This window comes from Massilia paldalensis (assembly GCF_044901715.1).
GTDB classification, from domain to species: domain Bacteria; phylum Pseudomonadota; class Gammaproteobacteria; order Burkholderiales; family Burkholderiaceae_D; genus Telluria; species Telluria paldalensis.
The window spans coordinates 828,324-849,172 of the sequence record NZ_JBJCIU010000002.1; the positions used below are offsets into that span (position 1 = coordinate 828,324).

The following is a 20,849-nucleotide window of genomic DNA, read 5'->3' on the forward strand; positions in this document are numbered from 1 at the left end:
TGCGGTTCCCCAAGGAAGCGTGGCCGAGTGGTTGAAGGCAGCAGTCTTGAAAACTGCCGACGGGGGAACCCGTTCGTGAGTTCGAATCTCACCGCTTCCGCCACTTGTGAGTAAGTCGTTGTTTTTTAAAGAAATGCCTGTATATTCAAGGCTTTCGATGCACTTGGTGTGCCAAAAATGTGTGCCAAAAAGCGAAACGACGACGTGCCAAAATACCTCTTTCTCCGTACTGACGGCCGCAGCCAAAACTGGCAGGTCCGACTGGTTGTACCTTCTGATATTCAAGCTCTTCATCCGGCCTTGCAGCGGGAGATTAAGCGCTCCACTGGAACGCCTGACCGGAAAAAAGCCATGGTGGTCGCCGCAAGGGTGCTGGCTGAGTTCCGCGAAAAATGGCAAGAACTTCGTGAGAATGCAAGAGCACCAGTGCTTGACATTGCTCTTCGACACGTTACGTTGTCCACATCTTTGATTGAACAGATTGCGGGTGCGCGCTTAGCTTCGTGGGCATTTACCGATAATGCTGAGCGTTACGAAGAAGGCCTTGAAGAGAGCGAACTCGTTCAAATTGAACAGTTTTGTTCAATGACAGATGCGTCAATGCGCAGTGTACTTGCACAAGGGCGGCATTCTTTAAGTTGGGAAAGTGTCGTTCAGGTAATTCTTGAGTGGTCAGAAGATTTAGGATATTCATTGGAAGTGACTGACCCGCTTTTTCCTCAACTTGTTCGAAAGTTCGCTCAGGCTGAGAGAGCAGCGTCCACAATAATAAAACAGCGTAATGCTGGCGAGTTTGTAGATTTTCCTAGTGTCGATGAGCGCCCGTTGCTTTCATCCATGGTAAGTCATTACACTAACCATGACCAAGGCAAGGTCAACCGGAAAGTCCTTACCACTAATATTAGCATTTGGAACAGGTTTGTTAAGTTTAATGGGGATGTTGCGTTGGCATCGGTTTTGCCCGGAAATATATATCGCTTTTTAGAGTCTCGTCTGCAAAGTGCAGATGACCCTTGGTCAGAAGAATATACGCTTGGCAGAGCAAAAATTACCCTAAAGAAGATATTTGGTCTTGCACGAACATTGTCATTAACGTCTGAACCGAATCCAGTGTTAGGCATGGAAATCAATCCGCGTCTTAATGCCAAAGAAGCAGAATCGCGCAAGAAACCTCGTTTCCCCTACACGACAAATCACCTTAATGCTATATTTTCCTCGGAATGGTACAACCCATCGTCGAAAAGATTTACTGGTAAGCTCAAAGAAGACTTGGCAATGCGATATTGGGGGCCGCTAATATCTCTATTCCATGGTATGAGAGTAAGGGAGGTAGTACAGCTACACAGTCACGATTTTAGGATTGAAAGTGACGTGCTGTTGATGACATTCCAACTTGACTTAAAAGATACTGCTTCCAGTGCTAGCGCTGACCGCTCTCTCAAAAATGAACCGGCGAAGCGAACGGTGCCGGTTCATCCTATTTTATTAGAGCTTGGGTTCGCAAGTTTTCTTAAAGATGTAGCAACGCGACATCCTGTCGGCTCCCCATTATTTCAATCTGCAATCCCAGACACTAATGATAAAGACCCAAAATGGGGGCGCTCATATGAACAGGCATTCTTGCGTCAAGTGCGTGACCATTTGGGCTTGGGTCACGGTTATGGAAACCATTCATTTCGCCACACAGTAGAGGATGTGATTCGTGACGTCCAATTGACTTCTGGGCTCTGGCCGCCCGGGTTATCACAGTTTTATACTGGCCGGAAGTTGCCACGTGACGCAGATAAATTAGTTTTACGCCTTCAAGGAAGCGAAGTAGACTATGGTTTAGGTTATAACCCTACAAAAATTGTTTCATATATAGAAAAAATTCGCTATCCGGAGGTCGTTTTGCCACCGGCTTTTGCACAATGGATTGGTGAAGGCTAAACTCCCGGCTCTATAGGTCACAGGCAATTTCGCCTTCAACCTAAAGAGCTATCTATGACTAAACCTAGTTTTACTCAACGAACCAACGACCCCTTCTATCCATCCTCGCTCTTCGCAAAGGTCCCAGCGGAAGCACTTGGTTTCCTCGGGCATGGCGGGGACACAGGGATGAGCCATGCAGAGTTTCGTATCTTTGTGGCTCTGTGTCGATTCAGAGGTGCTAAGGGTATCGTTAATCCGACCAGGGAAACGCTTGAACGTATGACAGGTATGACGCCTAACAACGTTTCGCGCGCTACCAAAGCGCTTCAAGATAAAGGCTGGTTGCGAATTCATTACGCCGACCAGAAAAAGCGTAAGGTCGTCAATTACGAGTTGCTGATTGCGCAAGCTAAACGCATTAGTAAGGAAAGTGGTGAACTGAAATCCCAAGCAACGCCGGTTCCTTCAAATCTGAGAGAAACGCCTGACACACAGGCTGAGCAATACGAAAACTACGATGAACCCGAAGTCAACAGCTTGTCAGAGGACGAGCTTGCAATTCTAATGCTGGAACTTGATGAGTGCTAAGACTGCTGATTTTGTGAGTGCGCCAGGCAGCGCATGCTGCCCTTGGTAAGCCGAAAGGGGAGAAAGTACATTGTCTCATGATGAGACTTCTCCCCTTTCTCTATTTTTTGTTCTGATAAAACTTTCTTATTAAGTATTACTTTCTTTTGGTATCGCCATGAGACTATCGTAATGAGCCGTATTTTGACTCGTCTTGAGACCGTTAGCGTTTTCCTCTTCCCGTCGAGACAATCGCTTCGCGGTTGTCTCGACGGAACGGCTCTTACTGCCTGAATGCCGCAGAAGTGTTACCATTCGTTCATAAACTTTTGTTTGCTCCACTAGTAAAGAGAATAGCAATAAATGTCGCAATCTTCGCTTAAAATACAGCCCAAGTCCAAAAATGAAAGAGAGACTGAAAATCTTATACGTGATGCTTTGCAGGCGCTAGGCTACTACAACGACGATAATAGCGTTGCTGTAGAGCAGCAAAAAAGTAATTGTGAACCTATCCGTAAGTTGCTAAAAGCTGCAAGTAAGTCGGGCAAGGGTGGCTCTGGCGCACCAGAATTTATCATAAGCGATATTGCCAACACTGACATTATTATTGTCGTTGAATGTAAGGCGGATACTGTCGAGCACATTAGCCCGTATCTGAACGAGATTTTTAGCACTAATGAAAAGCCGCAAGACGAATTCGACGAAGATTCTAAGCGTATTCAAAAATACGCAGTAGATGGGGTTTTGCATTACGCACGCCATTTGTCTAAGGATTTTAACGTCGTTGCAATTGCGGCGAGTGGTCAAACCGAAAGCAGCTTGAAAATATCCACATTTCTGCACACTAAGGGAATGAAAACCCCTACGTATCTTGTTACTAAAGACGGTGCGAAGGTAACGAAGGTAATCCCTTGGCTGGACTATGTTGAACATGCTTCTTTTAATCCAGCTGTTCAGAAGCTGAGATTTACTGAGCTCATGAGTTTTGCACAGGAACTTCATGAATTCATGAGGGACCACGCGAAGCTCACAGAAAGCGAAAAGCCTCTGTTAGTCAGCGGTACACTTATCGCGTTAAGAAATACGGCTTTTTCGCTTTCTTATCATGCTCATTCGCCGGAAAACCTTCAGCGCGAGTGGATGCGGGTTATTCGGGATGAAATCGGTTCGGCAGAAATCCCGGCGGCAAAAAAAGATAATATGGTTCAGCCATATTCTAGTATTGCTGTTCATCCCGAGCTTGGGCGCGCTACAAAGGCTTTTCCTAAGGGTATTCTGCACGAGCTAGTCAAAGTGCTTAATGAGAGAGTTTGGCCTTTTATTAGCGTTTACCACGATTTTGATGTCGTCGGACAATTCTATGGTGAATTTCTAAAGTACACCAGTGGTGACAAGCGCACGCTTGGAATTGTTCTCACGCCTAGACATATTACCGAGCTATTTGCCCTGCTCGCTAATGTAAATAAAGACAGCAAGGTTTTAGATATTTGCGCTGGAACTGGAGGATTCCTTATTTCTGCTATGCATCATATGATGCGCGATGCTCAAACAGATGAAGAGCGGCGAAAGATTAAAAGTTCTGGTCTCGTTGGCGTTGAGCAGCAGCCAAATATGTTTGCGCTGGCCGCTAGCAATATGATTCTGCGCGGTGATGGTAAAGCAAACTTGTACCAAGGCTCTTGTTTTGATTCGGCTATCACAAAAGCCTTAAAAAAACATGGCTGCGATACAGGAATGCTGAATCCGCCGTTCTCCCAAAACGACGCGAGTTTGCATGAACTTTATTTTACTAAACATATGCTCGACTGTTTGACAGAAGGGGCAACGGGCATAGCCATTATGCCTATGTCGTGTGGAATAGTGCCGCATCCCGCTAAGGCTGAGTTATTGAAGCATCATACGCTACGAGCGGTAATGTCTATGCCAGACTCTTTATTTTATCCGGTCGGAACAATTACCTGCATCATGGTGTTTATTGCCCATATTCCTCATGCCAAGAGTAAAACAAAAACATGGTTCGGATATTGGAAAGATGACGGATACTCGCTAGTTCGACACCGTGGGAGAATCGACCCTGATTCACGATGGGAACATATCAGGGATAGATGGGTCGAGATGTTTAGAAACAATGAGGTGCAAGTAGGTGCTAGTGTTCTCAAACACGTAACTGCAGCCGATGAGTGGTGCGCCGAAGCGTATTTGGAAACCGATTACGCACATTTGGGCCGTGGTACATACGAACATACGGTAAAGCGTTTCCTCCTGAGTCGCTTACTCAACGAAGCAATAGAAGGTGAAGAGAATTTAGGTGGAGTCGAAGAATGAAATTAGTGCCAATTTCAGAACTTTTTGATGTGCGGTATGGAGTCAACCTAGAGTTGAATAGATGCATCCCAGACCCTCAAGGCATCAATTTTGTTTCCCGCTCTGCAAAAAACAACGGTGTTACTGGGAAAGTACAAAAAATTAAAGAGGTTGAGCCAATTGAAGCTGGAGTGCTAACTGTAGCAGGTGGAGGTTCCGTTCTTGAGACTTTTGTCCAGATGGAGCCGTTTTACTCTGGCCGAGACTTGTACTTCTTGCGTCCTCTCATTGATTTGTCGCTTGAACAAAAACTTTATTATTGCATGTGTATTAGAGCGAACAAATACCGATATAACTACGGGCGACAGGCAAATAGAACGCTTAAAGATATTCCTATCCCAGCGGTCTCGGAAATTCCTGACTGGGTGCATAAGTCATTCGAAAATGTAGCAAAAGAGTGGAGTGGGTATTTAGGAAGTTTAGTTAAATAGTGAAATACGAATTTTGTTGCCCGTTCTGCGGGCAACTAGAGGCCCAAGTGGGCCGAAGGGCCATCGCTCCCAGGCGATGGCCGGGGGGAGCCGAAGCGTCAAAGGCGAATGAGAACGCATTGCGTTCTCACCTTTCGTCGGTACGGCCCCAGCCGTATTGATGCTTTGGGGGGCTACGCCCCGCGCGCTGCACCGTAGGGGCGGCCACCTAACGGCGCAGAAGGGCGTCCAGCCCTAACGCAGCTCATCGTGATGAGCGTAGTGGTCTCCGCTGTTAGGTGGCCGCCCCTTGAGTGAGCCGACGGCGAGGGAGAGGGGCAGCGCGCCTCGGGTGGCTTGCCACCCTCAATGGTGCTTACGCGTCCAGCGGAAGAGTATGCGTGCGCCCCTAGGCGCCGAAGAGCATACGTCACCAGCTTTTGATTTTCGGTGTTAGTCGAATGTAACTAGCGCAAGACTAGAGGATAGTCACGCTTATTAGACTGTTTCTATACTCCACAAGGAGGTGGTTTATGAAACTTAGTCTTAATAGCGATGTCATCGCTGCGCTATTTGTTAAACCCAAAAAAGCGGCCATTCTGCATCGGAAGGCTACTACTGCTAATAAGTATGACCAGATTTTGGTTGTCTTGGGAGAATGGGGGCATCTGCGTGTAGCTGAGATTGCAAGGGCAATTTGGCCCTCTGCAAAGTATTCAGTGCAACTCGCCTATAGGGCTATCCGTAAGCTAGAAATTGCCGGGCACGTCTTGGCCCGCGCTAATGCGGTCGGTACCCAAAGTTATGTGCTAACACGCCGAGGCGCAGCGCATGTCGAAGCCTTGGGTTACAACGCGCGACATGGCCTAGACCTTTGCTCAATTAGTGGCGCTACTTTTATTCACCGTAGCATTGCGACGCGTTTTGGAATAGAGGCGGTTCTGGCTGGCCAAATCGTTTACGGCGAACACAAAATTTCTGGAGGACTTGAAATTTTTCGGAGCGAAGGCTTGAGGCGGCAATTTGGAAAGCTGCCAGATTTGCTTTTTGGAGAGACGCTTGGTGAAGGTCTGTGGTGGGGAGAAGTAGAGTCCGCTGCTAAGTCTTCCGCAGAGATTGCGCGATGTTTGCGCATTGCGACCTTAAGTAAAACTCTTTTTCATGGTACACAAAGGAAACTGCTCGGTGTGGTGTTCATATGTGACGGGCGCTTTAATCACGAGCGCCGGATTCAGAACGTAGCGAAAGTGCTCTGGGCAAATATTTCGCCGGAAAAGCGTTTAGAGCTTAGTAGACGTGTACAGTTCGTCCGCGTCCAGCTGGGCACACGCGCATGTTGGGAGAATTGCAGCGCGCCTGTCGCTCTGAAAATATAAACTTAGTTACTATACCTTGTAGGACATCGTTCACAGCAGTTTTGGACACGATTAACAACCTGATTTCCTGTACAGGACCAAGGGGGCGGCCGGATCGGCCGCCCCCTTGGCTTTAGTACTCTAGGCTTACCTCTTGTGTGTGCCAAGTAGGTGTGCCAAAATACAGTTTCCTTCGCACCATAAGTATCTGATTTTAAAGCGACTTCTCCGGGTAGAGTTCGAATCTCACCGCTTCCGCCAGAGTTTTTCTAGAAGCCCTTGTAAATCAAGGGCTTTTTTGTTGGGCCTGCGGATACGCCTCGCTGGCACTGCAGGGGGAAATTCTGCATCGCACCGCTCACTGGCGGCTCGTGAAAGGAATCACGAATCCCGCAGCAGGTCGCGCACATGGTCGGCAACCTCTTCGACTTCCTGGAGGGCCATGGGCACGAACCGGTTGATAGGATGTTCGCGATCCCACTCGGCGAGCTTTTCACGGCGTTGTGCCTCATCACTGTTATCGAAAATCCCGGCATAGAAATTCGCGCGCGCCGCGCTGCGCAGATCGGCGGCCAGACTGCGCAACTGGAATGCGAGTAATAGCTCTAGCGTTGACAATATTGGCTCCCTGATCTTTTTGTCGGCCGGACGTTCGGCAGTTTCAGGGTAAGCGTGATGGGTACGATAGATTCTCTCGCACTGTAACAATGGGGCGAAGACCGGGTCAAAAGCGGGTCGTCAGCCGTTGGGAGGTGCAGGCAAATACGATGACGACCAGGTTTTTCACGACGGTGAATCTCCCGGTTCATCCACGTTGGTGCGGATAGTAACTGCACAATTTCGGCCACACGACGAGATCGACCAAGATACATGGTGACACCGCGCGCCAGTTTTTTAACAGCCGTGATTTAATCCCGCGACAATTCCTCGGGGGAAAATAAGAACATGTCGACCGAAACCAAGTTCGCCAGTAACGTCCAGGACCTCAGCAATTCCACCGGCGTCGACGCCGGCTTCCAGTTCGAGTTCTATTGCGAGCGCTGCCGCGACCGGTGGCGCACCGCGTTCAAACCCTATCGCAGTGCCCAGGCCGGCGGCTGGTTGCAGAAGGGCGCCAGCCTGTTCGGCGGCATCCTCGGCAATGCCGGGTCGGTGTTGAACAGCATGGCGGAAGCCGGCTGGCACAGCGCGCGCGATACGGCATTCAAGGAGGCGGTCGAGGAGGGCAAGCGGCATTTCAATCGCTGCGGGAATTGCCACGATTACGTGTGCGCACAGTGCTTCGATGGCGCGAATGGCTTGTGCTTCGATTGTGCGCCGAATGTCCAGGTGGCGATCACGCGCTCGCGGGCGCAGGGCGAGGTCTATAGCGCGTCGCAGCGAGCCAATGACGAAGGGCAGAGCCGCGGACAGCGGCACGACGTACGCAAGGAGATGCAGCTCGTGTGCCCGCAGTGCCGGACGGAGACGCATGGCGCCAAGTTCTGCCCGGAGTGCGGGTTCAAGATGGCGCAGCAGGTGCAGTGCCAGGCGTGTCCGACCATGCTGGAGCCGGGGACCAAGTTTTGTACGGAATGCGGCCACCGGCAGGCGTGAGCCGATGGTGTGTTGGCGGGGATGATGGGCACGTGGTGCCCATCCTACGGTGCATGCGGTTCTTTGACGCGTCTTCGATTTAGCCGTCCACCCCACGGGCGATCGGTGCCAACTTGTCGAACCAGGGCTGCGCCTGTTCCAGCTGGTGCGCCAGCTGCAGCAGCTTGTCCTCGCTGCCGAACGAACCGACGAATTGCACGCCCAACGGCAGGCCGTCCGGCGTCCAGTACAGCGGCACGCTCATCGACGGCGTGCCCGTCAGGTTCGACAGCTGCGTGAACGGTACCGCGCGCAGGTTGTCGGTGGCGATGCGGTCGACCGTCTTGTCCAGCAGGCCCAGACGCGCCAGCACGCCCAGGATGCCCGTGCTTTGCAGGAAGCCCAGCATGCCCTGTTCGAACGACGACGGGTCGCCCGTACCGTGCATGACAGGCGGGGCAGCCAGTGTCGGCGTCAGGAAGACGTCGTAGCGTTGGTGGTAGGCACCCAGCGCGCGGGCGAAGTCGTTCCAGCGGTTCAGTTCCGTCGTCAGCCGGCGCGCCGAGACATGCTCTCCCAGCGTCACCAGGATGCGGTTCATCAGTTCCAGGTCGCCTTCCTTCGCGCCCAGCGCCTTTGCCCGCTCCACCGCGGCCGGGATCTGCCCGAAGTACAGGTGCAGGTAGCTGCGGGCCAGCGCGTCGCCGTCGATCTGCGGGGCGGCTTCCTCGACGTCGTGTCCCAGCTTGACCAGCAGCGTCGCGGCATGGCGTACGGCCGCCACGGCCTCGGTGTGCACCTGCGTGCCGATCGGCGAGGCGCTGGAAAAGCCGATGCGCAGCCGGCCCGGATCGCGCCGCATCAGGTCCGCATACGGTGCCGATGGCGGCGCGATGACGAACGGATCGCCCGGTTCCGCACCCTGCAGCACGTCGAGCGCCAGCGCCGTGTCGCGCACGCTGCGCGACAGCACGCCTTCGCTCGATGCGCCGAACCACACTTCGCCGATGCCCGGTCCGGACGACACGCGTCCGCGCGACGGCCGCAGTCCGAACAGGCCGCAGCAGGCGGCCGGGATGCGGATGGAGCCGCCGCCGTCGTTCCCCGCCGCCATCGGCACGATGCCCGCGGCCACGGCCGCCGCCGCGCCGCCGCTCGATCCGCCCGGCGTACGTGACGGGTCCCATGGATTGTTGGCGCGGCCGAACAGCGCGGGGTCGGTGACGGCGCGGATCGCGAATTCGGGCAGGTTCGTCTTGCCGAAGATGACGAGGCCCGCCTCCAGGTAGCGCCGCACCACGTGGGCGTGCTGCGTGGGCACGTAATGCTGCATGGCGCGGCTGCCGTAGGTCGTGGCCACGCCCGCATAATCCTGCACGCCGTCCTTGATCAGGAAGGGTACGCCGGCCAGCGGGCCTGCCAGCGGTGCGGCGGTGCGCTTGCGTGCTTCGGTCTCCATCAGGCGCACGACGGCGTTGACGTCGCCGTGGACGCGCCGCTGCTGCGCCAGCGCCAGGTCCAGCAGTTGGGCGCTCGTCACGTCGCCGCGCGCGACCAGTTGCGCGAGCGCGGTCGCGTCGTGGCGCAGGTATTCCTGGTGATGCATGTGTCTCCGCCTGTTCTTGTCCTTGTTTGGCGGGCATCTTGGCACAGCGGCTCTGCCGCGGCAAGGCTGGGCATGCTACGATCCCCACCGTAGCGTTCCGTATCGACGTCCGAGGCCCCATGTCCGAAGTCAACCAACTGCTCGTCACGATCAAGCGCCAGCTGAAATTGCAGGGCAAGACCTACCGCGACGTGGCCGCGACCTTGCGCCTGTCCGAGGCGAGCGTCAAGCGCCTGCTGACGTCGGACACGCTGGGCGTCGACCGCCTCGTCCAGGTCAGCAATATGCTCGGCTTCACGCTCGCGGAGCTGGCGCAGGAAGCGGCGGTGACGGAATCGCGCCTGCGCACGCTCACGCCGGCCCAGGAAAAGGAGCTCGTGTCGGACACCAAGCTGATGGTCGTCGCCGTGTGCGCGCTGAACCACTGGACGCTGGCCGACATGGTCGGCGTCTACCAGCTCACCGAGGCGGAAGCGCTGCAGAAGCTGCTGCACCTGGACCGCCTGCACCTGATCGCCCTCATGCCCGGCAACCGCATCCGCCTGAACGTGGCGCGCGATTTCGACTGGCTGCCGGACGGCCCGATCCGCCAGTACTTCCGCACCGAGGGCCTCGACGATTTCCTCGGCAGCCGCTTCGAGCGCCAGGACGAGACGCTGACCTTCACGCACGCCATGCTGACGGAAAGCGCGCTGGCAAGGATGCAGGCGGAGCTGCGCCAGTTGCGGGCAAGGTTCGCGGAGCTGCACGAGGAGAGCCTGGCGTCGCCGTTGCCGAAGCGGCGCGGAAGCGGCTTGCTGCTGGCGCTGAGGGAGTGGGAGCCGGCGGCGTTTGCGGCGTTGCGGCGCTAGGCAGTATCTGACGAAGTTACGTCGTCGGCAGTAAGACCGTCGCCCCTGCGCAGGCAGGGGCCCAAGTTGGTTGCGTCACTGCGCATGCAATATTGGGTCCCGGCCTTCGCCGGGACGACGGGCTGGTAGTGCAGCATGAATTGCGTGCCATTCTCTCGACCAGTCAGAAACACGCCAGGTCATCGAAGCGTCGCAACGGGCATCATGCCGATCGATCCCATCCACTTCTCCGCCACGTCCGGCCAGTGCGTGCTGATCTCTGCCGTCCTACGCACCCCGAACGCATGCCCCCCATGCGCATACACGTGCATCTCCACGGGCACTTTTGCCTGCTGCAGCGCCAGGTAATACACGAGCGAGTGCCGGATGTCGTCCACCGGATCGTCGCTCGCCGCCACGATCAGCGTCGGCGGCGCATCGGCGCGGACCTTGACGGCCGGGTTCAGCGTCAATCCCGGCCCTTCCCACAAATGCCCCGGATAGACGGCAATGGCGAAGTCCGGCCGGCTGCTCTCTTGGTCGGCGGCATCGACGGGACGATGAGCGCGCTCGGCATGGTTGCTGATCTCCGCCACCATATGCCCGCCCGCCGAAAAGCCCATCACGCCGATCCTGTGCGGATCGATGCCGAATTCCCTGGCCCGCGCACGCAGCAGTCCGATCGCCCGCTGCGCATCCTGCAGCGCGTAGGGCGCATCCGGAATGCGGCGGCAATTGCAGTCGTCCGACCAGTATGGGCCCGAACCCGGCACGCGGTATTTCAGGACCACGCAGGTGATGCCTTTTGCCGTGAGCCAGTCGCATACCTCGGTGCCTTCCAGGTCGATGGCCAGCCGGCGGTAGCCGCCGCCGGGGAAGACGACGATCGTCGTCCCCGTGTCCTTGCCGCGCGCGCGAAAAATGCTCATGGTCGGGTGCGACACGTGGTCGACCATCGTATAGGGCCGGCCGGCGATCCTTTTGTCCTCGTTCCCGTAGGTTTCGTGGCCGTCGAACGGGGAGGGCGCTGGCGGCGCTTTCGGCCACACCGGCACCTGGACGGCAGCGCCGCCGGGTTCCCAAGCCCTGTCCTGGCGGTTGCGTAGTTCCTGTGCGCCGGCAGTAAAGGCCATTGCGAGCAGCACGAAGCAGATCCATCGTTTCATCGTCGGGTCCTCGAGGCGGTAAGCGTTACAGCGACTGTTCCCACACCAGCCGCCACGTCGTGCGCGTGCGACAGAGCGTCGTGCGGGTGACGGGCCCGGCGCCCAGGTAGGCATAGCTTTCGCGGTAGTCCTGGTGCAGCAGGTCGGAGGCGGACAGGCGCAGGCGCGACGTCGCGTCGCGCTTCCACACGGCGTACAGGTCCAGCTGGCGCTTGATGCCGTCGTCGCTGAGGAACAGGGCGCCCGGGCGGCTCATGACGGGGCCGCGGTACGTGTAGGTGCCGCCCGCATCGACGCGGCTGCCTTTCGGCGTCCAGTCGATGCCCACGTTGCCGCTGTAGGCCGCCTGTCCCTCGATGCGGTTGTCGGGGCCCGGTATCGCATCCACGTGCGACCAGTTGCGCGCCAGGTTCATGCGCGCGGACAGCGGGCCGCGCGTGCCCTTCGCCTCGAACTCGACGCCGCGCACGGTGGCGCCGCCCGTATTGTCCGGCGTGGAGATCCACGTGCCGGCGTCCTCGTAGGTGCGGTACAGCGTCACGTCGTGGATGCGCTTCTGGAACAGGCTGACGCTGACCATGCCGTCCTTGCCGATATACCGTTCCCACGCCAGGTCGATGCCCAGCGCCAGTTCCGGCCGCAGGTTCGGGTTGCCCTGCTGGTCCGGGTTCGTCGGGCCGTTGTTGTTGTCGACCGTGTAGCGGCGCGGCATCAGCTGCACGATGTTCGGCGCTTTATAGGTGCGGCTGACGGCGAAGCGGAACTGGTCGCGCGGGCCCGTGTCGCCTTCCGGACGCTGCGGCTTGAACAGCGCCTGCAGGATGGGGCTCCAGGCGCCGGCGTCGACGTCCACTGCCGCATGGGCATTGCCTTCGCCCGTCGTGTGCAGGTCTTCGCGGCGCAGGCCCACATAGGCGGACCAGGCGGCGTCGATGTCCCATTCGTCCTGCACGAAGAAGGCGGTCCTTGCCACGGTGGCGCGGTAGTCCTCGTCGCTGGCGAGCAGCAGCTTGCCGGCGGCGTCGACCTGGCGCTCGTTGCGGTATTCGGTGCGCTGCTTGCGGCCGACCTCCCAGCCCGCCGCCAGCGCGTGATTCCGCCACAGTGGCTTGCGCCAGGTGCCATTGAACGTCCATTCGCGCTCGGTGGGGCCGGAGGCGACGCGGTTCGTCTGCAGCAGCACGTCCGCCAGGCTCGATCCGCGGTAGACGAAGTCGGCGTCGCTCTGCGTGCGGAAGCCGGACAACTTGGTCGACAGGCGCGCGCCGCCATCGAGCTTGCGCGCCCACGTGACGTCCGCATAGGCCTGCTCGGGATCCGCTTGGTAGGTCTGGTTCGCGCGCGGGAAGGCGGTGGGGCTGCCGACGAGGGTCGTTTCCGTTTCGCGCTTGGCGTTGTCGATCCGGCGCTTGCGCACATAGGCTTGCGACGTCACCGTGTCCCGTGCGTTCGGCGTCCAGGACAGGCGCGGCGCCAGTTCCAGCAAGTCTCCCACCTGGTGGTCGAACCACGCGGTGCGCCGCAGCAGGGAGGGATCCTGTCCCGTTTCCGTCGTGACGGCCGTGACCGGATTTTCGATGCGCCGCAGCGTCGCGGACAGCGTGTAGGCCAGCGTCCCGGCGCGGCCGCTGTGCTGTCCAATGAGTTGCGGCGCCACGTAGCCGTCGACGACGGCGCTGCCCACCTTGATCTCGTTCGCCGCACCATCCTTGCCCGGCCCTGCGCGGCGCAGGATCACGTTGATGGTGCCGGCCACGGCCTGGCTGCTCGTCTCGGCCGTGGGCGCGCGGGCGATCTCGATGCGTTCGATGGCATCCGGGTTCAGCGACTCCAGCGAGAACCCGGCCGGCGCCGGCAAGCCGTTCAGCAGGATCGCCACGTAGCCGCCGCCCATGCCGCGCATGCGGATCGCGGCCGGCTTGCCGGGGCTGGCGTCCACGGTGATGCCGGGCTGGCGCTTCAGGACGTCGGACAGCGTGGCATCGCCGTGGCGCAGCAGCTCGTCGCGGCCCACGACGATGGACGTCGTCGTCGATTGCGCGCGCTGCACGTCGGTGCTGGCGCTGATGACGACCTGCTGCTGCGGCGCCGTCTGGGCGTGCAGGCAGGCGGGCGTGAGGAAGAGCAGGGCGGCGGAGCGGGCGTTGCGCATAAAGGCGGTCGTGGGAAATGCGGACCATGCGATTATTCACCATCTGCCGCGGCGCCAGGACATCGATGGGACGAATGCTCCCGACGCCGTGACGAACCGGCCGGCGCAATCGTCAGCGCGTCTGCTTGCCGATCCCGTACTCCCACGGCCCCAGCGTCTGTTCCGGCGCGCCCGGCAGCGTGTAGCGCTGCGCCGCGTTCGACACGTTCACCACCACCTGCACCACGTTGTGGTCGCGGTGGCGGCGGAACGCGAAGACCTTGTCGTTGCCCGTGTCCAGCACCTGCACGGCGCCGCCGTACTGGCCGTTCCACAAGGCCGGGTTGTCGTGCTTCAGCTTCAGCAGCTCGGCGTAGAACGGTGCGTAGCGGTAGTCCTTCCAGGCGATCGGATCCTTCTCGAAGAACTGGATGCGCTTGTCCAGGCCCGACTCCTGGCCGCCGTAGATGAGGGGCATGCCCGGCAGCGTGGCGGCCAGCACGGCCATCGCCTTGAAGGCGGGGCCGTATAGCTCCACGTCGCTGCCGGACCAGGAATTCTCGTCGTGGTTGGTGGTGAAGCGCATGCGGTAGGCGCCCGGCGGGAAGGTTTTCGGCGGATGCGCGATGAAGGCGGCGAGGGTGCGCGCGTCGGCCTTGCCCTTGGCGATGTCCTTGAAGATGTCCTTCGTGTCCCAGCCATAGGTCATGTCGAACGCGTGCTCGTGCAGCTCGGGCTTGTCCGCCTCGGCCAGCATGAAGACGGGCTTCACGCGCTCCAGCGCGGCGCGCGCCTCGTTCCAGAACGGCGTCGGCACTTTGCCGGCGACGTCGCAGCGGAAGCCGTCGATGTCGGTCTCGCGCACCCAGAACAGCATCGCTTCCGTCATGCCCTTCCACAGGTCGCGGTTGCGCCAGTCCAGGCCCGTCACGTCGGTCCAGTATTCCGGTTCGGCGCCGTCCGTGTAGGTGACGGGATACAGCTCGCCCTTGTCGTTCTTCAGGTACCAGTCCTTGTGGGCGACGGTCCAGGGATTGTCGAAGGCAGTGTGGTTTGCCACCCAGTCGATGATGACGCGCATGCCCAGGCCGTGCGCCTGCCGTACCAGGTCCTTCAGGTCGGCCAGCGTGCCGAATTCCGGGTTGACGGCCGTGTAGTCGCGCACGGCGTAGTAGCTGCCCAGCGTGCCCTTGCGGTTCTTTTCGCCGATCGGCTGCACGGGCATCAGCCACAGGATGTCCACGCCCATCTTCTTCAGGCGCGGCAGGTGCTGCGCAAAGGCCTTGAACGTGCCTTCCGGCGTGTACTGGCGGATATTCACTTCGTAGATGTTGGCGCTGCGCGACCATTCCACGTGCTGCATGGGGGCCGCGGCGGGGGCGGCGCCATGGGCGGACAGGATGCTGGTAGCAGCCAGCCCAAGCGCCAGGGTAATTGTAGTCAGGGTACGTCCGAACCGTCGCGTCATCGTTTGTCTCCTTGAGTAAGGCGATCGAACTGCCTCCCCTGCCTGTAGTTTAGGTACGCGAGCTGCATGAACGCAAGCGTTTTGCCTGCTCTTGGAGAGGGGCTTACTGCTGAGCAATCGGCAAGAATGTCGCTGTCGCTGTCGCTGTCGCTGTGGCGGGCGCGTCGGAATTAGCCGACAAAAACACGAGGTAAATATGCCCTCGAATTGTGCGATATTGGACAGATAAGACCGCCAAACGAGAGGATAACGTTAGCCTAAAGAGGAACTCATCATGAACAAGGCTTTCGTTGCGTGCGTTGCGCTGGGTGGCTATGCGACGCTCGCTTGTGGACACGCTTGCGCCCAGGACACCACGAGCCCGGCCGTCATCGACGCCGGGGAACTCCACTATGTCGGCGAGACGCCGGGCGGGCACGACATCGCCGTGTTCACCGGCACGCCGGCCACCGCCACCCATGCCGACTGGCCGGGGCAGCAGGTGCCGCGCCGTGTCTACGGACGCCTGGGCGGCTTCGGTCCCGGCGACGGTCCGGGCAAGTTCACGCTGGGACGCCAGTACAACCTCGAGTACCTCACGCAGGCCGACGTCGGCGACCTGTTCCACACCGGGACCGGAGGACAGGCCAGCAACCTCGTCAACCCCAGCGGCACACCCGTCAACAGCGACGTGCGCTACTACAGCAGCCGCATGAGCGGCGTGTCGACGGACGCTTCCTGGACCGTCGACAGCCTGGGCGGCAATTCGCTCGCCAACCGCGCCTGGGGCATGACGGTCGGCTACGACCTCGGCCCGCTGTCGCTGCGCGCGGCGCACCAGAACCGCCACGTGGCCCAGGTCCAGCTGTACAACCTGGTGGGCAACACGATGGCCGCCAAGAATTCCATCATCGCCGCCAACCTGCGCACGCGCTGGGGCACGGCCTACGCCGCCTATGCCGCCAACCGCGGCTGGGGCAACTCGCCGCTGTACAACCCGGACAATCCGTACAGCGCCGGCGTGGCCAGCACCTCGTCGACGGATAGCCGCGACACGCTGGCCGGCGTGGCGGTGCCGGTGACGCGCCAGGTCACCTTCCTCGCCTCGTTTATCCACAAGAACGACCGCGACCTGGCCAACCGCGACGCCAACCAGTTCGCCATCGGCGCCAGCTACGTGGTGTCGCGCAAGACGGACTTCTACGCCGCGTTCTCGCACACCGTCAACACCAACAGCGCCGGCATCCCGATCGACGGGGCGTCGCGCCTGAACGGCAGCTCGGCGGTCAACATCGGCATGCGCCGGGCTTTCTGAGCCGGCGCGCGAAGGCGCCGGCAAATGGAAGGTCGCCGGCAATCTTCTTTCTTCGGGAAACAGCGCTGCGCCGCGAAATCGCGAAAGCGGGTAGCCTGTACTCGTATTCTTTTGGCATCACCATGGAGGACAACATCATGACTGGCACGAGCACACTTGATCCGGATAACTTCCCGGAAGCACCAGACCGTAGCCTCGGCAAAGGCCACGGCATCGACTCGCTCGGCCCGAGCGATATCTCCGATTCCGGCAGCGACGTCGTCGGCGGCCCCGGCTTTGCCGCCAACCTGGACGAGGACCAGACCCTCGACCTGGACCGCGGCACGACCTCGGACAACGAGGAAAGCTATGCCCACGACAGCGCCGGCCCCGACGTCGGCGACGCCAACTTCGACGGCGACAGCGACTACGGCGGCACGGGCGAGCGCGCCGCGGCCGGCCGCGACACGGTCGTCAAGGATGGCGCCGACATCGACACCGACCACATCGAATCGATTCCGGACCTGCCGTTGACGGACGAGGACGTCGACTTCCTCGGCAGCGAACCGCCCCGCGGTCCGGCGCCGGGCAAGTAATCCGGTATGCGCTAACAGAAAGGGCCGTTCGGCATGCGCCGGACGGCCCTTTTTGTATCCATGCGAACGTGATGGTGGGCACGTGGTGCCCACGCTACGTAGGCGGCACGATCCGTATCGGCCGACCGATGCAATCGTAGGGTGGGCACCATGTGCCCACCGGCCACCGCCAGATCAACCCGTCACGCTTTCCACGTCTTGCGCAACCCCGGCCGCCCGGCCAGCGCCCATCCCGCCAGCAGCACGCCACCGACGAGCGCCGCCTTCAGCGACGCCGGCTTCAGCTCGAACGCCGTGTACGGGCTCGACTCGCTCACATGCGCGGGTGAACGGTTGCGCGAACGCAGTTCCTGCGCCGGATCGGGGGAGTGCAGCGCATCCTTGCGGCCCGCACGGCTCGGCTTGTCCGACTGCTGCTGGTCGAACATCGTGCCGCGCATGAAGCGGTCCATGCCGCGCGGCAGCAGGCCGCCCAGCACGGAGGCCGCCTTCGCATGGCCGCCCGCGAACAGCTCGCGTTCCGGCTTGACGGCCGCGTGCAGGATCGCCTCCGCAACGATTTCCGGGGCGTAGTTCGGCGGCGGCAGGGCCGGCTCGTGCTCCATGTAGTTTTTCGCGTGCTCGGCGAACGGCGTGGCGATGGCGGACGGCTTGACCAGCGTGACGGAGATCGGCGCGTTTTCCTTGTCCAGTTCCATGCGCAGCGATTCCGTGAACGCCTTGATCGCATGTTTGGAGGCCGCGTACGTGCCCTGCAGGGGGATCGAGCGGTCCGACACTTCGCTGCCCACGTTGATCAGGGCGCCGCCGCCGCTCGCCTTCATGCGCTTGACGGCTTCCAGCGACCCGTTCACGCAGCCCCACAGATTGGTCTGCATCACGCGTTCCATGTCCGCCAGCGGCACCTGCTCGTTGGTGCCGTAGACGCTGCCGCCGGCATTGTTGATCCAGGTGTCGATGCGGCCGTAGCGCGCGATGGCCTCCTTGCCGATGCGTTCCACGTCCGCCGTCTCGCCGACGTCGGCGGCCACGGTCGCCACCTCCACGCCGCGCTGGCGCATCTCGTGGGCGAGGGTGTCGAGGGCGTCGCCGTCGCGGGCGACGAGGACGAGCTTCGCGCCCGCCTCGGCGGCCATGCGCGCGGTGGCGAGGCCGATGCCGCTGGTGGCGCCGGTCAGTACGATCACTTGCTGGTCGAGTTTCTTGAGCTTCTTGGCCATGATGGTTCCTTCGTTGTCTTTGAGAGGCGGTGGGCACGCTGTCCTAGAACGCCGAGCGCAGCCCGCCCGGACGGCGCGCCAGCTTCCAGGCGCCGAACAGGGCGGCCCCGCCGACCAGCAGCGGCAGCAGCTTGGGCGTGCGCAGCGCGGCCGACGTGTAGGCGCAGGTTTCGATGACGGGCTTCGACGCATCCTGGCGCTGGCGCAATTCGCTGCGCGGATCCGGCTCGTACAGGGCGTCGCGGCGGTTCGGCGCGCTCGCCTGCTTCGACTTTTGCTGGGAGAACATGGTGGCGCGCAGGAAGCGCTCCATCACGCCGGGCATGGCGAAGTTGGAGCTCGACAGCGCCTTGGCGGCGCCGCCCACGAACACGTCGCGCTTCGGGTGCTGGGCCGCGTACAGGATGGCCTTGGCCGCCAGCTCCGGCGCGTAGACGGGCTTCGGCAGCGCCGGTTCCTTGTCCATGTAGTTGCGCGCGTGCGGCACGAACATGGTCTCGATGCCGGCCGGCTTCACCAGCGTCACGGAGATGGGCGCCTTGTCCTTTTCCAGCTCCATGCGCAGCGAGTCGGTGAACGCCTTGACGGCGTGCTTGGACGCGGCATAGATGCCCTGCAGGGGAATGGAGTGGTCCGAGAGTTCGCTGCCCAGGTTGATGATGGCGCCGCCGCCGCGCGTCTTCATGTGCTTGACGGCTTCGAGCGAGCCGTGCACCACGCCCCAGTAATTGGTCTGGAACAGGCGCTGCATGTCTTCGACGGGGATGTCTTCGTTGCGGCCGAAGATGGAGACGCCGGCATTGTTGATCCAGGTGTCGATGCGGCCGAAGCGCTGCATGGCCGCCTGGCCGATGCGCTCGACGTCCTCGGCCTTGCCGACGTCGGCCGTGACGGTCGCGACCTGGGTGCCCGTGCGGCGCAGCTCGCTGGCCAGCTGGTCCAGCGCATCGCTGCTCCTGGCCGCCAGCACCAGCCGGGCGCCGCCTTCGGCCGCCTGGCGCGCCGTCGTGAGGCCGATGCCGCTGGTGGCACCGGTGATGACGACGACTTGTTCGTCGAGCTTACGTAGTTGCACTGCCATGACTTGCTCCTTCTCGTGGGTTGGAGGACGGCCGGCGGCACGCGGCATGCGTATCCGAACGGCCAGGCTTGATTGTTTAGACAATCGTGGCCCAGCCGCGGATTTCAAGTCATTTTTTACAAGATGGTGATTTTGGTAGCGATTTACAAGGTATCGTCAAACGCACGTCGCCCCTGCGCAGGCAGGGGCCCAATTTCGCTCGCGCAACCGTTAAGCAAAATTAGGCCCCTGCCTGCGCAGGGGCGACGGTGCTACGGCTGACTCGATTACTTGCGACCCGGCTGATAGATCTGGTCGAACAGCCCCCCATCCGCAAAGTGCGCCTTCTGCGCTTTCGTCCAGCCGCCCGCCACCTCGTCGATGGTGAACAGCTTCACGTTCGGGAACTGCGCCGCGTACTGCTTGTTGAACGGCTCGACCAGCGGACGATAATAATGCTTGGCGGCGATCTTCTGGCCTTCGGCCGTGTACAGGTATTGCAGGTAGGCTTCGGCCACGGCGCGGGTGCCGCGCTTGTCGACGACCTTGTCGACCACGGCCACCGGCGGCTCGGCCAGGATGGAGACGGACGGGGCGACGACTTCGAACTTGTCCGGGCCCAGTTCCTTGACGGCCAGCAGCGCCTCGTTTTCCCAGGCGATCAGCACGTCGCCGATGCCGCGCTCGACGAAGGTGGTGGTGGCGCCGCGCGCGCCCGAGTCCAGCACCGGCACGTTCTTGTACAGCTTGGCCAGGTAGTCGCGTGCCGTCGCTTCGCTGCCGCCCGGCAGGCGCAGGGCGTAGCCCCAGGCGGCCAGGTGGTTCCAGCGCGCACCGCCGGAGGTCTTCGGGTTCGGCGTGATCACGGATACGCCCGGCTTGACGAGGTCGGCCCAGTCCTTGATGCCTTTCGGATTGCCCTTGCGGACCAGGAACACGATGGTCGACGCGTACGGCGTGCTGCGGTGGGCCAGGCGCCCTTGCCAGTTGTGCGCAATCAGGCCACGTTCGCTGATAGCATCGATGTCGTAGGCCAACGCCAGCGTGACGACGTCGGCCTGCAGGCCGTCGATCACGGAGCGCGCCTGCTTGCCCGATCCGCCGTGCGATTGCTTGATGGTGACGTTATCGCCCGTCTTGGCCTTGTACTGGCGTGCGAAGGCCTGGTTGAAGTCCTGGTACAGCTCGCGCGTCGGGTCGTAGGAGACGTTCAGCAGCGTGATGTCGGCCGCAAAGGCGGCCGACTGTGCGAAGAGGACGACGGCGGCCAGTGCGGCAGTGATTTTTTTATGAAACATCGTTTTCTTTCGGGGAAGG

General features: G+C 60.2%; 17 protein-coding genes and 1 tRNA gene. 10 read left to right on the top strand and 8 right to left on the bottom strand.

The features are described from left to right. The first annotated feature begins 13 nt into the window (after nt 1–13). The 6 genes from ACI1V7_RS13375 (at nt 14) to ACI1V7_RS13400 (ending at nt 6,628) form a co-directional block, all read left to right on the top strand. Nucleotides 14–103 (top strand) — tRNA-Ser (locus ACI1V7_RS13375). A gap of 101 nt (nt 104–204) precedes the next feature. Continuing rightward, nucleotides 205–1,929 carry a DUF6538 domain-containing protein gene (locus ACI1V7_RS13380; RefSeq protein ID WP_404532238.1) on the top strand — a complete coding sequence of 575 codons (1,725 nt, stop codon included), beginning with the start codon at nt 205–207 and terminating at the stop codon, nt 1,927–1,929. A gap of 54 nt (nt 1,930–1,983) precedes the next feature. After that, complete coding sequence (locus ACI1V7_RS13385) at nt 1,984–2,499, top strand: helix-turn-helix domain-containing protein (protein WP_404532240.1); 516 nt, start codon at nt 1,984–1,986, stop codon at nt 2,497–2,499. A gap of 342 nt (nt 2,500–2,841) precedes the next feature. Continuing rightward, nucleotides 2,842–4,803, top strand: a complete 1,962-nt coding sequence (locus ACI1V7_RS13390) for an HsdM family class I SAM-dependent methyltransferase (RefSeq protein ID WP_404532241.1) — start codon at nt 2,842–2,844, stop codon at nt 4,801–4,803. Beyond that, nucleotides 4,800–5,273 carry a restriction endonuclease subunit S gene (locus ACI1V7_RS13395; RefSeq protein WP_404532242.1) on the top strand — a complete coding sequence of 158 codons (474 nt, stop codon included), beginning with the start codon at nt 4,800–4,802 and terminating at the stop codon, nt 5,271–5,273. The genes ACI1V7_RS13390 and ACI1V7_RS13395 overlap by 4 nt, the downstream gene beginning before the upstream one ends. Nucleotides 5,274–5,785: 512 nt before the next feature. Beyond that, nucleotides 5,786–6,628 carry a hypothetical protein gene (locus ACI1V7_RS13400; protein WP_404532243.1) on the top strand — a complete coding sequence of 281 codons (843 nt, stop codon included), beginning with the start codon at nt 5,786–5,788 and terminating at the stop codon, nt 6,626–6,628. A 360-nt stretch (nt 6,629–6,988) separates the two neighbouring features. On the opposite strand, the gene ACI1V7_RS13405 is transcribed toward ACI1V7_RS13400, so the two are convergent. Next, nucleotides 6,989–7,225 (bottom strand): hypothetical protein, encoded by a 237-nt coding sequence (locus ACI1V7_RS13405; RefSeq protein WP_404532244.1) that lies wholly within the window; start codon nt 7,223–7,225, stop codon nt 6,989–6,991. A 327-nt stretch (nt 7,226–7,552) separates the two neighbouring features. Here ACI1V7_RS13405 and ACI1V7_RS13410 point away from each other — a divergent pair, with 327 nt between their 5' ends. After that, nucleotides 7,553–8,203 (top strand): zinc ribbon domain-containing protein, encoded by a 651-nt coding sequence (locus ACI1V7_RS13410; protein WP_404532245.1) that lies wholly within the window; start codon nt 7,553–7,555, stop codon nt 8,201–8,203. Between the two features lie 79 nt (nt 8,204–8,282). On the opposite strand, the gene ACI1V7_RS13415 is transcribed toward ACI1V7_RS13410, so the two are convergent. Next, entirely contained in the window at nt 8,283–9,788 is a 1,506-nt protein-coding gene (locus ACI1V7_RS13415) for an amidase (protein ID WP_404532246.1), read from the bottom strand. Between the two features lie 119 nt (nt 9,789–9,907). Between ACI1V7_RS13415 and ACI1V7_RS13420 the strand changes: the two genes are divergently transcribed. Next, on the top strand, nt 9,908–10,639 hold the full coding sequence (locus ACI1V7_RS13420; RefSeq protein WP_404532247.1) for a transcriptional regulator: 732 nt from the start codon (nt 9,908–9,910) through the stop codon (nt 10,637–10,639). Between the two features lie 179 nt (nt 10,640–10,818). Here the strand turns inward: ACI1V7_RS13420 and ACI1V7_RS13425 are convergent, their stop codons facing one another. The 3 genes from ACI1V7_RS13425 to ACI1V7_RS13435 form a co-directional block, all read right to left on the bottom strand. After that, nucleotides 10,819–11,763 (bottom strand): alpha/beta hydrolase, encoded by a 945-nt coding sequence (locus ACI1V7_RS13425; protein ID WP_404532248.1) that lies wholly within the window; start codon nt 11,761–11,763, stop codon nt 10,819–10,821. A 46-nt stretch (nt 11,764–11,809) separates the two neighbouring features. Beyond that, nucleotides 11,810–13,936 carry a TonB-dependent receptor plug domain-containing protein gene (locus tag ACI1V7_RS13430; RefSeq protein WP_404532249.1) on the bottom strand — a complete coding sequence of 709 codons (2,127 nt, stop codon included), beginning with the start codon at nt 13,934–13,936 and terminating at the stop codon, nt 11,810–11,812. A gap of 112 nt (nt 13,937–14,048) precedes the next feature. Then, the gene (locus tag ACI1V7_RS13435) at nt 14,049–15,383 is read right to left on the bottom strand and encodes an alpha-amylase family glycosyl hydrolase (protein ID WP_404532250.1); all 1,335 of its coding nucleotides are present in this window, start codon (nt 15,381–15,383) and stop codon (nt 14,049–14,051) included. 274 nt (nt 15,384–15,657) lie between these two features. Here ACI1V7_RS13435 and ACI1V7_RS13440 point away from each other — a divergent pair, with 274 nt between their 5' ends. Together ACI1V7_RS13440 and ACI1V7_RS13445 are read left to right on the top strand one after the other, a co-directional pair. Continuing rightward, a complete protein-coding gene (locus tag ACI1V7_RS13440) occupies nt 15,658–16,677 on the top strand; it encodes a porin (RefSeq protein ID WP_404532251.1) in 1,020 nt (339 codons plus the stop codon). Nucleotides 16,678–16,814: 137 nt separating this feature from the next. Further along, complete coding sequence (locus tag ACI1V7_RS13445; RefSeq protein ID WP_404532252.1) at nt 16,815–17,252, top strand: hypothetical protein; 438 nt, start codon at nt 16,815–16,817, stop codon at nt 17,250–17,252. 182 nt (nt 17,253–17,434) lie between these two features. On the opposite strand, the gene ACI1V7_RS13450 is transcribed toward ACI1V7_RS13445, so the two are convergent. The 3 genes from ACI1V7_RS13450 to ACI1V7_RS13460 all read right to left on the bottom strand — a co-directional run bounded on the left by ACI1V7_RS13450 (nt 17,435) and on the right by ACI1V7_RS13460 (nt 20,830). Next, nucleotides 17,435–18,472, bottom strand: coding sequence for an SDR family oxidoreductase (locus ACI1V7_RS13450; protein ID WP_404532253.1), 1,038 nt, complete (start codon nt 18,470–18,472; stop codon nt 17,435–17,437). Between the two features lie 43 nt (nt 18,473–18,515). Next, nucleotides 18,516–19,553, bottom strand: a complete 1,038-nt coding sequence (locus tag ACI1V7_RS13455) for an SDR family oxidoreductase (RefSeq protein WP_404532254.1) — start codon at nt 19,551–19,553, stop codon at nt 18,516–18,518. Nucleotides 19,554–19,819: 266 nt separating this feature from the next. Beyond that, nucleotides 19,820–20,830 carry a sulfate ABC transporter substrate-binding protein gene (locus tag ACI1V7_RS13460; RefSeq protein ID WP_404532255.1) on the bottom strand — a complete coding sequence of 337 codons (1,011 nt, stop codon included), beginning with the start codon at nt 20,828–20,830 and terminating at the stop codon, nt 19,820–19,822. Nucleotides 20,831–20,849: the final 19 nt, after the last annotated feature.